The sequence below is a fragment of the Bradyrhizobium sp. 40 genome, from assembly GCF_023100925.1.
Classification (GTDB): domain Bacteria; phylum Pseudomonadota; class Alphaproteobacteria; order Rhizobiales; family Xanthobacteraceae; genus Bradyrhizobium.
In genome coordinates this window covers 4124583-4136783 of sequence record NZ_CP064688.1, presented here as the reverse complement: position 1 = coordinate 4136783, position 12201 = coordinate 4124583, and the positions used below count along the sequence as shown (strand labels likewise).

Here is a 12201-nt window from a genome sequence, read left to right as displayed (position 1 = left end):
GTGTGAGCTCCCGGCATCGATGCCGCAATGTAGGGAGCGGCAGCCGATTCTCATAGTGAGCGTTCGTCATGCCCGCCGGGCCGGCTTGCGTCTCGCACGCAAGGCCGCTCGCGATTCCCGCGCGAGCCGCTCGGCGGATGCGACGAGCTTCGGAACCGCGTGGCCGGAAAATCCCAGCACGAAACCGGGAAGAGGACGCGCGCGTGAATAGGTGTCGGCCAACAGCCAGCCTTCGGCGCCGGCGGCCTGCTTGGCGTCTGCTGCCACAGCCAGATCGACTGAGGGATCGAACCGGGCGACAAGATGCAGACCCTGTGATGGGACCGGCACCGACAGCACGCCGTCAGATGCGGCTTCGAGCGTCCCGGCCAGCGCGTCGCGCGCCTCGCGGTAGAGCTTGCGCACGCGCTTCAGGTTCGCCGCGAACGCGCCGGAATTGAGCATGTCGGCCACCGCGCCCTCCGTCAGCGTGCCGGGAAAGCGGTCGAGCGCGGCCCGCGCGGCGGTGACATCAGCAATCAAGCGCTCGGGCAGGGCGCAATAGCCGATGCGCAGGCCCGGAAACAACGTCTTGGCGAACGTGCCCATGTAGATCACACGCTGGAGGTGATCGATGCCGGCCAGCGACATCAGCGGCGCGCCGTCATAGCGGAACTCGCTGTCGTAATCGTCTTCCAGCACGAAGGCGCCGCCCTGCCTGGCCCAGTCCAGCAGCTCGAGCCGTCGCGGCATCGACATCTGCACACCCAGCGGAAACTGGTGCGACGGGGTCACATAGGCTGCGCGCGCGGACGGCGCCGCTGCGCGGCCTTTGGCGACACGCATGCCGTGCGCGTCGACGGGAACGGACACGGCACGATAGCCGCAATGCGCGATGGTTTTCCGCGCAGCGGGGTAGCCGGGGTCTTCGCACCAGACCTGGTCGTTGGGCTTCAGGATCGCGCTCAGCACGATGCGCAGCGCGTGCAGCGTGCCCGACGTCAGCATGATCTGATCGGGATCGCAGCGCAGGCCCCGCGCCGACAACAGATGATCGGCGATCGCCGCACGCAGCTCGCGGCTGCCACGGGGATCGCCATAGTGCAGATGCTCCGCGCCGAAGGAGCGCATGCGACGGCCGACAAAGGCCCGGAAACGCTGCACGGCGCGCGCGTCGATATGGGTGCAGCCGAGCGAAAACGCGCCTTGCCCGGGCGTTTCGACGCTGATCTTCGGCCGCTTCGGCTCGGCCGCGCGCGCGGGGATGCGCGCGGCGACGAAGGTGCCGGAGCCGACTGTTGCGTCGGCAAAGCCGTCGGCAATCAGCCGCTCATAGGCGGTGACGACGGCATTGCGCCGAAAGCCAGTCTGTTTGGCCAGCGTGCGCGACGGCGGCAGCGGCTCGCCGGGTTTCACCAGACCGCCGACGATCATCTCGCACAGCGCCTGATACAGCCGGTGCGCCGACGAGGCGCCAGCCGTGATGTGCGGGCCTGCGAGGTCGAGCGGCAGCTCGGCTTTGGCCGGCGAGGGGACAGAATTGGTCGAAATTTTTCGCATGGAATTGGCACTATCGCAGACCAAATCCGTGGCTACAACTGCGCTGGAAGTGTTTCAATCCGACAGGAGCGGCCGTGAGCCAGACCGAGAACCAAAATTCCTATCCGACATCCGCGCGCAACCAGGTGAAGCGCCGTCACGACCGCGGCTTCTACGATCACGACACCGTTCATCGCATCCTGGATTCCTCGATGCTCTGCCACGTCTCCTACGCGATCGACGGCCAACCCTATTGCACGCCGACCTTCTTCTGGCGTGAAGGGACGAAGCTGTACTGGCACGGCTCGAGCGCCAGCCGCATGCTGCGCAACCAGACCCGGGGCGAGCGTGTGTGCCTGACGGTCGCCCATCTCGACAGCCTGGTGCTGGCGCGCTGCGGATTCAATCACTCGGCTGACTACCGCGCGGTGATGGCATTCGGCACCGCCTATCTCGTCACCGATCCCGAGGAGAAGGAGCGCGCGGTGATCGCCATGGTCGACCGCTTCTTCCCGGACCGCACCGCGAGCCTGCGGGCGAGCAACACGCAGGAGATCAAGGCGACCTCCTTTATCGCGATGGAGATCGAGGAAGCCTCCGCGAAAATCCGGGCCAAGGGTGTCGCCGACGATGACGAGGACTATGAATTGCCGATCTATGCCGAGCGCATCCCGGTGCGCACCGTGCTCGGTGCGCCGGAACCTTGCCCGCGGCTGCTCGAGGGCGTGCGCCGACCGGCGACACTGAATGGCTATTCGGAGGGCCGGCTGCTCGAAGATGCATTGCGGGATGCCTATTTTGCAGAGTACCCGAACGGCTGAAATCGGCTAGCTTGCGCTCCATCGATGATCTTAATGCCCGATTGGAGTTGCCTGATGAATGCCGAAACGCAGCAGAGGATTCTTGACGCCGTTGATGCCGGCTTCGAAGCCCAGCTCGCGACCACACGCGATTTCGTCGCGATCCCCTCGACCCGCGGGGCGGAGGGGCCGTGTCAGGACATGATCGGCGACCTCCTGCGCGCGCGCGGCTACGAGGTCGACGACTGGCACATCGATGTCAATGACCTCAAGGATCTGCGCGGCTTCGGGCCCATCGAGCATGATTTTTCGAAGGCGCGCACTGTGGTCGGCACGTACCGGCCCAAAACCGAGGCGGGCAAATCGCTGATCCTCCAGGGCCATTGCGACGTCGTACCGGCCGGCCCGCTGGAACTGTGGGACACCCCGCCGTTCTCGCCCGTCATCAAGGACGGCAAGATGTTCGGACGCGGTGCCTGCGACATGAAGTCGGGCACCATCGCAGCGCTCTCCGCGCTCGATGCGATCAAGGCCGCGGGCCTCAGGCCGACGGCGCGGATTCACTTCCAGTCCGTGATAGAGGAGGAGAGCACCGGGGTCGGCGCGCTCTCGACGCTTCAACGTGGCTATCGCGCGGATGCCTGCTTCATTCCTGAGCCGACCGGCGGCAAGATGGTGCGCTCGCAGGTCGGCGTGATCTGGTTTCGCCTGCGCGTGAAGGGCCATCCGACACACGTCGCCTTCGCCGGCTCCGGCGCGAACGCAATCATGGCGGCCTATCATTTGATCCAGGCGCTGCAAAAACTCGAGATCGAGTGGAACGAGCGCGCGAAAGCCGATCGTCACTTCAAGACGCTGAACCATCCCATCAATTTCAACCCCGGCATCATCAAGGGCGGCGACTGGGCCTCCAGCGTGCCGGCCTGGTGCGACGTCGATTGCCGGATTGCCGTGTTGCCGGGCTGGTCGATCGCCGATCACCAGAAGGAGATCATGGCTTGCGTTGCGGCTGCCGCGCGCAACCATCGTTTCCTCGCCAATAATCCCCCGGAGGTCGAATGGTCGGGCTTCTTGTCGGAAGGCTATGAGCTGACCGACGCCGCCGCGCCGGAAGCCGCGTTCGGCAAGGCCTTCAGCGCCGTCTATGGCGGCCAAATCGAAGACCTCGTCTTCACCGCGCTCACCGACACGCGCTTCTACGGCCTCAATCACGGTATCCCGAGCCTGTGCTTCGGCGCGAGTGGCGGCGAGATGCACGGCTTCAATGAATATGTCGATCTGCAATCGCTGAAGAAGACGACCAAGGCCATGGCGCTGTTCATCGCGGATTGGTGCGGGGTGGAGAAGGGGTAGGGGCCTTCCAGCCGTCATTGCGAGGAGCCATTGCGACGAAGCAATCCGGACTGCCACCGCGGAGGCAGACTGGATTGCTTCCGCCTTCGCTAAAGCTTCGGCGGACAAGTCGCTGCCCTCGCAATGACGGGAGCTGCCCAATCCACCGGCGTTCCAAAATCCTTTAAGCTTAAACTAAAGACTAGGATGCCGCCCGCGCCGGTGGCAGACTGGCGCCGGGTCCACAAGGGCTTGAGTCCGTCGAGGAAGTCACGATGCGCGATTGGGATGACGCTTACGCCAATTCGGCCCATATCCCGGGCTCGGACAAGATACCGGCGCTGTGGGCGGAGCGCGCGGCGGCCTATCGCGCCGGACTGAAGGAATTTCGCTCCGACATCGCCTATGGCCCCGGCGAGCGCCAGCGCCTCGACCTGATCTTGCCCGACGGCGACAGCAAGGGCCTCGTCGTCTTCGTCCACGGCGGCTATTGGATGCGCTTCGACAAATCGGCGTGGACTGATCTCGCCGAAGGCGCGCGGCATCACGGCTGGACGGTGGCACTGCCAAGCTACACGCTGACGCCGGCCGCGCGCATCTCCGACATTACGGCGGAAATCACCGTAGCGATCGCCAAGGCGGCCGCGCTCGTCGCGGGACCGATCCGGCTCGCCGGCCATTCCGCGGGCGGGCATCTCGTTACGCGCATGCTGTGCGACGACAGCCGGCTGGAGCCCGCCGTCTTCAACCGCATCGCCGGGACGCTGTCCATCAGCGGCCTGCATGATCTGCGTCCGCTGCTCAAGACCAGGATGAACGACACCCTGCGCATGACGATGGAGGAGGCGACGCTGGAAAGCGCGGCGCTGCATCTGCCGCGCGGGCCTTCACCCGTGACCGCCTGGGTCGGTGGCAACGAGCGGCCCGAATTCATCCGCCAGTCCGATCTGGTGGCCAATGTCTGGACTGGATTCGACGTGCCGACGCGTCTTGTCGTCGATCCCGGGCTGAACCATTTCACCGTGATCGACGCCCTCAAGGAGCCGTCGTCGCCAATCACCGCGCGCCTGATCGGCCTCGACTGACGAGGCCTTAAAGATCGATCGAAAGGGCATGCCATGACGTCCAGCGAATACGATCCCGCAAGCGAAGGCGCCGAGACCGATTTCGCCCGGCGCATGTCCTACGGCAACTATCTGGCGCTGGACGCGATCCTCGGTGCGCAGCATCCGCTGTCGGAAGCGCATGACGAGATGCTGTTCATCATCCAGCATCAGACCACCGAACTCTGGATGCGGCTCGCCATCCACGAGCTCAGCGCCGCACGTCGTTCGATCGCGAAGGATGAAGTGCAGCCTGCGATGAAGATGCTGGCACGGATGTCGCGTATCTTCGAGCAGCTCAACGGCGCCTGGGACGTGCTGCGCACCATGACGCCCAGCGAGTATACGCGCTTCCGTTCGCAGCTTGGCCAGTCCTCGGGCTTCCAGTCGCGGCAATACCGGTTGATCGAATTCCTGCTCGGCAACCGCAACCATGCCATGCTCAAACCGCACGCGCACGATCTGGAAACCACGCAGCTGCTCGAAGCCGAGCTCGCGACGCCAAGCCTCTATGACGAGGTGCTGCGGCTCGCCGACCGCAACGGCCTCGAGATGCCCGCGGCCGTGCTGGCGCGCGATGTTCGCGAAACTCATAGCTTCAATGAAGCTGTGCTGCAGGCCTGGCGTATCGTCTACGAGGCGCCGGAAACGCACTGGATGCTCTACGAACTGGCCGAGAAGCTGGTCGATTTCGAGGATTATTTCCGGCGCTGGCGCTTCAACCATGTGACGACGGTCGAGCGCGTCATCGGCTTCAAGCGCGGTACCGGCGGCACCGGCGGCGTCAGCTATCTCAAGCGCATGCTGGAGGTCGAGCTGTTTCCCGAACTCTGGCGCGTGCGCACGATCCTGTAGAGATTTTCATGACCAAGCTTCGCGTTTACGACGACACCAAAGCGCTGTTCCATATGCCGGATGGTGTGATCTATCTCGACGGCAATTCGCTCGGCGCGTTGCCGCTTGGCGTTGCCGAGCGCGTCAGCCGCGTCATCACCGCCGAATGGGGCGACGAGCTGATCCGAGCCTGGAACACGGCGGGCTGGTACGCCCAGCCGCGTCATGTCGGCGATCGCATCGCGCGTCTGATCGGTGCGGAAGCTGGCTCCGTCATGGTCGGAGATACGCTGTCGCTCAAGATCTATCAGGCGCTCGCCGCCGCGCTCGATATGAACGCATCGCGCAAGGTCGTCCTGTCGGACACCGGCAATTTCCCGACTGATCTCTACATGGCAGAAGGCCTGATCGCGACGCTCGGCCGTGGCCATCAATTGCGCCTGGTCGCGCCGGAGGAGATCGAGGCGTCGTTGTCGGAGGAGATCGCGGTGCTCTACATCACCGAGGTCGATTACCGCACCGGACGGCGCCATGACATGGCGAAGCTGACTGCAAGAGCGCATGCGCTCGGCATCGTCACGGTCTGGGACCTCGCGCATTCGGCCGGGGCGCTGCCGGTTGACCTTGCAGGCACCGGCGCTGATTTCGCCGCCGGATGCACCTACAAATACATCAACGCCGGCCCCGGCGCACCAGCCTTCCTCTACGTCGCGCCGCGCCACGCCGACAGCGTGCGCGCCGCTTTGTCGGGGTGGATGGGGCACGCAAAGCCGTTCGCGTTCGAGCTTGCCTATGCGGCCGCGTGCGGCGTCGAGCGCATGCGCGTCGGCACGCCGCCGGTGCTGGCAATGGCGGCGCTGGAGGCTTCGCTCGACATCTGGGACCGCGTCGATATCGGGGAAGTCCGCGCGCGTTCGCTGGCGCTCGGCGATGTCCTGATTGCCGAGGTCGAACGCCGCTGTCCCTCCTTGAAGCTTGTTACACCGCGCACGCATGAGCGCCGCGGCTCTCAGGTCTCCTTCGCTTTCGACGGCGGCTACGCCGCAATGCAGGCCCTCATCGCCCGTGGCGTCATCGGCGATTTCCGTGCGCCTGACATTATGAGGTTTGGCATCACGCCGCTGTATACCGGCGAGAGCGAGATCGTTCGTGCGGCCGAGTTCATCGAGGAGGTGATCGCGGGCGAGATTTGGCGGCGGCCGGAGTATCAGGTGGTGAATGCGGTGACGTGAGGTACGAAGGCTGTCTCCCCCGTCCTTGCGAGCGCAGCGAAGCAATGACGACCTCGGACGTCATTGCTTTGCCGCGCGGAGCAATTCACCCTGTGAGCAGAATGACTTGGGAGGAGATCCGATGACGCCGCTCGAGAAACTTAAAGCGATGAAGATGCCGTTTGCCGAACTCAAGGGCGTCGAGTTCGTCGAGGCCGGAAAAGATCGCGTGGTGGCGCGGATGACGGTCAGGCCCGATCTCTGCACGCTCCATCACACCATCCACGGCGGCGCGGTGATGGCGTTGGCCGATTCCGTCGGCGCGGCGGCCACCGTGATCAATCTGCCGGAGGACGCCAAGGGCACGACCACGCTTGAGAGCAAGACCAACTTTATCGGCGGGGCCAAGGAGGGAACCACGGTGATCGCGACCGCCACCCCAGTCCACAGAGGCCGGCGAACCCAGGTCTGGACCACCCGGCTGGAGACCGAGGACGGCAAGCTGGTCGCCGTGGTGACGCAGACCCAGTTAGTCCTCGTATGAATACGGGGGCTTGATTTTGTTAACGAATTAGTCGCCTCCCATGCCCGAAACATTGGCAGGTTCCCATCTTGAAAAATTTGTTGCGATGCACAATATTGGAGGCCTAGGGATTCGAACGCCTCCTCGAGGGACACCAAGAGGAGTTTTGACTTGTCACTCGCAGCAGATTTTGGACTTGAAGTAACCAGCCGCCCGAAGTCCGTTCAGGGCTACGTGCGCACGTTGAGCCAGCAGGAAGAATTGCCGCTCTTGCGCGATCACCTGCTGAGGCTCGATGCCGAAAGCCGGCACGACCGCTTCAACGGTTTTCTCGACGACAGTTTTATCGAGCGTTACGCCGCCCGCTGTGCCGAGGACGGCACCGTGATCGTCGCCTATATCATAGATGGCGTGGTCCGCGGTGCGGCCGAGCTGCATCCGCCCGAGGGCGATTCGCTACCCGAGGTCGCCTTCAGCGTGGAAGCCTCGGCGCGGCGCCAGAACGTCGGCACCGTGCTGTTCAGCCGTTTGATCGCGGAAGCGCGCTGGAAAGGCTACAAGCGCCTGCGTATTACCACCGGCGCCGAGAATCACGCGATGCGCGCGCTCGCCAGGAAGTTCGGGGCGCATCTGCAATTCCGTCATGGCGAATCGACGGGTACGATCGATCTCGCCAAGGCGCCTGAGGACGAGCTCGCTGATCTCGCGGCCTCGCCATTCGCGGCCGGCCGCGCTCTTATCAGCTTCAACTCGACCTGCTGGAAGATCATTTCCAGCATCTATGGCAATCGCGCCGCCTGACCTGAAAAAGCCGACTGGAATCAAAAAAGCGGACCGGCAAAACCGGTCCGCTTTTGTATTCAGAATAGCGAGCTCAAGTGCCGGTGCGCTTGTCGTTGCCGAAGCGGCGCACGACACGGCGTTCGACCACCACGGAGCGCTGCGCGCCCTGTTCGCCGGCGATCACGCGCGTCGAGGTGATGCGGCTGTTGGTGCGAACCTGTTTCTTGACCTCGGCCTGGACGACATCGAGCGGCATGCCCATCAGGGCTGCGGCGATCTCGGCCTGCTGCTCCTGATCATCGGTGATGCCGACGGCGGCGAAGATCGCCTCGTCCAGGGTCGGCGGATCGTGGCGCACGCGCCGCGTGCCATATTTCGTATTCCAGTCTGCGTTCATAACGGCCTCGTTTCGATGCCGGGATACCTAGTGCTGTCTATGTTGCATTGCAATATGAAATCGGTGCGGCATCTCAGCTATGCACCGGTCGGGCGTCAGGTGGTGACGCTTCACCGGCAACAACTGGACCCGCTGTTGTGGCCAGCGCTTCAGCGCCGCGTGGCCAGCTTCCGTCAGCCCGTAGATCCCCCGCTCGGTGCGTTCGAACCAGCCATACACATTGTTAAGCATGATCTTGCCGGCATCGGGACAGCGTTGGCGCAATTCGCTCACCCTCCGCGGGCCTACCGCAAGCTCCGAGGCGCAGGCCAGCGCCTGCTGCCGATAGGCCGTCATGATCGGCGCGCGCGTGCTGCCACCCAGCACCGGATCGCCCTGGCGGCGCTGATGCTCTGCGACGAGGCGCGAACGGACCTTCGGCTCGCGGCGTGGCGCTGCCGTCGGCGGCTTCACCAGCACCTCGACCTGACCGCGGTCGGTCACCCCGAGCATGCCGAAGCCGAGGCGGCGACAGAGATTGCGATAGCGCGCGTCGGTCTCACGACCCTTGCCGCGCACCGACATCTTCGCGGCAATCCAGACCTCGTCGCCGGCCGGTGCACGATCGACCGCCTGAAGGATTAGTTCGAGATTGAAGCTCAGCTTGAGCTCGCCGATCACGACTACCGGCGGATCGCCGGCGCTGAGGCCCACGAGATCGCAGCCGCCGATCTCGCCCTTGACCGTGAAGCCGAGCTCTTCGAGGAAGCGTTTGACAGGCAGGTAGAGCGTGGTTTCCAAAGAAAGCTTCCGGGTGTCACGTCCGATCGGAGAATCAGTTGCGGCAGTTTAGCCCGGAACGGGCTTGGGGCTCTGCGCCATTTGATCGGGAACAGATGATCCGGCTGTTGGCGAGAAAATCGCACTCACCGGCGAGCAGAGCATCCGTTTCAAAGGCAATCTCCGGCTCTTGGGTGCCGGATTGACGCCTTTCGCCTATGAGACGGTCGTAGTCTGCGTGCGAGCCGATCCAGAACCAGACGCAGGCTCCATCAGACTTGATAGCCAGGGCGCGATAACGTAGGCCGACTCTGGCGGACCAAAATCGTCCGACCCGTTTGAATTGAAGCGAGGGATGCGTTGGGTCGTTCTTCAGCAGCTTGAAATTGGCATCGGCGAGCCGCCGAACATTGACGGGCAATGCCTCATAAGCCTTCCAGAATCTCGTGGAAGCTGTGTGCTTCACAAGTCGCGCGTTTGGGCGGCGCGATAATCGCTCAGCGCTTCCTCGGCAAATTGATCGAGCTTACCCGCCTTGATATCCTGCTCCAGGACCTGATCGAAGCGTTCAGCGTCGAACTGCTCGAACCATGCACGAAACCGGGCCAATTCGTCAGGCGTAAGTCGCTCGACCGCTTGCTCGATATCTTCCGTTGTCATGGTTCGAATATAGCAATGCAGGAAGGTCTAGAAAAGGTGGGCGGCAGTTGAACCTACACCCGCCCGCCGACCGGGATCAGCGCGCCGGTGACGCCGCTGGCGGCATCGCTGGCGAGGAACAGGATGACTTCGGTGAGCTCCTGCGGTGTCACCCATTTGGCGAAGTCGGCTTTCGGCATGTCGGCGCGGTTCGCCTCGGTGTCGATGATCGAGGGCAGCACCGCGTTCACGGTCACCTTGCCTTTCCACTCGCTCGCCAGCGCCTCGGTGAGCCGGTGGACGCCGGCTTTCGAAGCCGCATAGGGCCCCATGCCGGAGCCGGCCTGAAGCGCTCCCATGGCGCCGATATTGACGATGCGGCCGGCTGTGGACGCGGCCAGATGGGGCAGCGCCGCGTGTGAGGCGTTGAGCGCCGTCAGCAGGTTGAGCGCATGCATGTGCTGCCACGTCTTGACGTCGCCGTCGCCCACGGTCTCGAAGGCGAAGCCACCGGCGATGTTGACCAACACGTCGACCTTGCCAAAGTGTCTTGCCGCCGCCTCGACCGCCGTCTTTGCTTGTGCCGCCTCGGACAGATCGACGCCGCCGATCTCGATGCGCTCAGGCGTCGCGGAGATTTGCGATGGCGCATGGTCGATTCCGGCCACGCGCGCGCCGCGCGACTGCGCGGTCTCGGCTACGACTTTTCCAAGTGCGCCGAGTGCTCCGGTCACGATCAGAACCTTGCCTTGCATCATTGTTCTCCCGGCACGGCCGCTTAAGATTTATGCCCGCTTACGATTGCAGATAGCGCGCCTTCAGTGCAGTCCGTTCCGCTGTGCCGAGCTTGAGACCGTCGCGCAAGTAGGTTTCGAGATCGCCATACTCGCTACCGACGGCCTCGAAAGCAGCGGCAAGATACGAGGCCTCGACGGTGCCGATCGCGTCGAGAACATCGGCGGGAAGATCGGAGACATTTGATGCGTCGCGCTTGTAGTGCCGGTTGGTCAACAGGTAGTCCTCGGCAATGATTTCGTCGGCGACGCCGAGCGCATGCAGGATCAGCGCGCTGGCAAAGCCGGTGCGGTCCTTGCCGGCGGTGCAATGAATGACCAGTGGCGCGCGGTCCTCCAGGAGATGACCGAACAGGTTGCGGAAACTGGCCGTGTTGTGGCGGACGTAGTTGCGATAGGATTCGCGCATGAGTTCGAGCGCGACCGGCGCGGTCAGCCTGCCCCTGGCGAGCTCGGCGCGCAGCGCGGCCACGACCGTCGGCTCGATCGGCAGTGAGTGCACGGCGATCTCGCTGACCACGCAGACACCCGCCGCGCGCTCCTCGACGCCGCGAAAATCGAAGGCGCTGCGCACGCCCAGCGCGCGGACGATCTCGACATCGGCGGCAGTGAGCTGGCCGAGATGGTTGGAGCGGAAGATGTGCCGCCAGCGCGTGGTGCGGCCATCTGCGGTCGGATAGCCGCCGAGGTCGCGAAAATTGCTGGCGCCTTGCAGGGCGAGATGGCGGGTAGGGGAGTCTTTCATGGAGGTGTCTTGTCACGCATCTGAAGCGGTCGGTGACCGCCTGTGCGACCATATGATCCCGCAATCAAGTCCGGAATCAAAAAGGGCCGAAACACCGTTGTTTCGACCCTTTTTCGACTGACGCCGGGCATTGAGAGACCGCGGCGGTATTGAACCGAACGCAGGCATCAGCGATCCCATTTCGGCTTGGCTTCATCGACTGCTTCCTGATGGTACCAGCTGCCGCTGCAAATCGTCTCGTTCACGGGGAGCGAGGCGTGGTTGGCGGGAAGGCGGGTCTCACCGTTGCGGCGCCCCCCGAGAGCCGAGCGGCCCCCGACAGGGAATTGGTAGATCTGTGCAGATCCGTGACTCAGTCCATTGTTCATCATTGCGGTATCTCCCGAGATCGCAGCGCTGGGCCTCCATGGTGCGCCCGACTCGTTGGCTTGTGGTTACTGGAATCCCCATATCGGCCGTGCATTCCGAAATGCAAAGTGCTGAAAAGGAAATCAGCCTTGGCCTATTTTGTAGGCAGACTGCATTCTGCTTCCTCTAAGGCAGCGCTCGGGTGGCTAACGCGTGGGCCGTTGCGAAGGTTGCGGGCGACGGGCGCAGACTTGGCGAATATTGCCGGACGTTGATGCGCGTTTAGCCGGCAACCTAGACCCGGGCCTGCCTGCTCCAGAATCGGGCGATTTCCGCGGGATTTTTGCGGTGCAGCTTCACGCAAAGGTGCGCCGCTATGACGCACGGCGCACTGGCCGATCCGCCGGGAGGGAGA

General features: G+C 63.8%; 14 protein-coding genes and 1 pseudogene. 7 read left to right on the top strand and 8 right to left on the bottom strand.

What is annotated here, in order from left to right:
* Positions 1-66: 66 nt before the first annotated feature.
* Positions 67-1539 (bottom strand): PLP-dependent aminotransferase family protein, encoded by a 1473-nt coding sequence (locus IVB40_RS20195; RefSeq protein WP_247816103.1) that lies wholly within the window; start codon positions 1537-1539, stop codon positions 67-69.
* Between the two features lie 74 nt (positions 1540-1613).
* Between IVB40_RS20195 and IVB40_RS20190 the strand changes: the two genes are divergently transcribed.
* From IVB40_RS20190 to IVB40_RS20160, 7 genes are all read left to right on the top strand, one after another.
* Positions 1614-2339 (top strand): pyridoxamine 5'-phosphate oxidase family protein, encoded by a 726-nt coding sequence (locus IVB40_RS20190; RefSeq protein WP_247816102.1) that lies wholly within the window; start codon positions 1614-1616, stop codon positions 2337-2339.
* 54 nt (positions 2340-2393) lie between these two features.
* The gene (locus IVB40_RS20185) at positions 2394-3671 is read left to right on the top strand and encodes an ArgE/DapE family deacylase (protein WP_247816101.1); all 1278 of its coding nucleotides are present in this window, start codon (positions 2394-2396) and stop codon (positions 3669-3671) included.
* 254 nt (positions 3672-3925) lie between these two features.
* Positions 3926-4735: an alpha/beta hydrolase gene (locus IVB40_RS20180; protein ID WP_247816100.1), complete on the top strand. Its 810-nt coding sequence runs from the start codon at positions 3926-3928 to the stop codon at positions 4733-4735.
* A 33-nt stretch (positions 4736-4768) separates the two neighbouring features.
* Positions 4769-5608, top strand: coding sequence for a tryptophan 2,3-dioxygenase (kynA, locus tag IVB40_RS20175; protein WP_247816099.1), 840 nt, complete (start codon positions 4769-4771; stop codon positions 5606-5608).
* Positions 5609-5616: 8 nt separating this feature from the next.
* A complete protein-coding gene (kynU, locus tag IVB40_RS20170; protein WP_247816098.1) occupies positions 5617-6819 on the top strand; it encodes a kynureninase in 1203 nt (400 codons plus the stop codon).
* A gap of 121 nt (positions 6820-6940) precedes the next feature.
* Positions 6941-7342: a PaaI family thioesterase gene (locus IVB40_RS20165; RefSeq protein WP_027569725.1), complete on the top strand. Its 402-nt coding sequence runs from the start codon at positions 6941-6943 to the stop codon at positions 7340-7342.
* A 150-nt stretch (positions 7343-7492) separates the two neighbouring features.
* Positions 7493-8122 carry a GNAT family N-acetyltransferase gene (locus IVB40_RS20160; protein WP_247816097.1) on the top strand — a complete coding sequence of 210 codons (630 nt, stop codon included), beginning with the start codon at positions 7493-7495 and terminating at the stop codon, positions 8120-8122.
* A 73-nt stretch (positions 8123-8195) separates the two neighbouring features.
* Here the strand turns inward: IVB40_RS20160 and IVB40_RS20155 are convergent, their stop codons facing one another.
* From IVB40_RS20155 to IVB40_RS20125, 7 genes and pseudogenes are all read right to left on the bottom strand, one after another.
* Positions 8196-8501 carry a hypothetical protein gene (locus IVB40_RS20155; RefSeq protein ID WP_007591844.1) on the bottom strand — a complete coding sequence of 102 codons (306 nt, stop codon included), beginning with the start codon at positions 8499-8501 and terminating at the stop codon, positions 8196-8198.
* A 27-nt stretch (positions 8502-8528) separates the two neighbouring features.
* Positions 8529-9281, bottom strand: a complete 753-nt coding sequence (locus IVB40_RS20150) for a DUF2161 family putative PD-(D/E)XK-type phosphodiesterase (protein ID WP_247816096.1) — start codon at positions 9279-9281, stop codon at positions 8529-8531.
* A 196-nt stretch (positions 9282-9477) separates the two neighbouring features.
* Positions 9478-9726: pseudogene (locus IVB40_RS20145) on the bottom strand (hypothetical protein); the annotation flags it as partial.
* Positions 9723-9920 carry a hypothetical protein gene (locus IVB40_RS20140; RefSeq protein ID WP_027569729.1) on the bottom strand — a complete coding sequence of 66 codons (198 nt, stop codon included), beginning with the start codon at positions 9918-9920 and terminating at the stop codon, positions 9723-9725. The gene IVB40_RS20140 and the pseudogene IVB40_RS20145, both read right to left, overlap by 4 nt.
* Before the next feature lie 53 nt (positions 9921-9973).
* The gene (locus IVB40_RS20135) at positions 9974-10654 is read right to left on the bottom strand and encodes an SDR family oxidoreductase (protein WP_247819565.1); all 681 of its coding nucleotides are present in this window, start codon (positions 10652-10654) and stop codon (positions 9974-9976) included.
* A gap of 40 nt (positions 10655-10694) precedes the next feature.
* Positions 10695-11438, bottom strand: a complete 744-nt coding sequence (locus IVB40_RS20130; RefSeq protein WP_247816095.1) for a tyrosine-protein phosphatase — start codon at positions 11436-11438, stop codon at positions 10695-10697.
* A 167-nt stretch (positions 11439-11605) separates the two neighbouring features.
* Positions 11606-11809, bottom strand: a complete 204-nt coding sequence (locus IVB40_RS20125; protein WP_007591835.1) for a DUF2735 domain-containing protein — start codon at positions 11807-11809, stop codon at positions 11606-11608.
* Between the last annotated feature and the right edge of the window lie 392 nt (positions 11810-12201).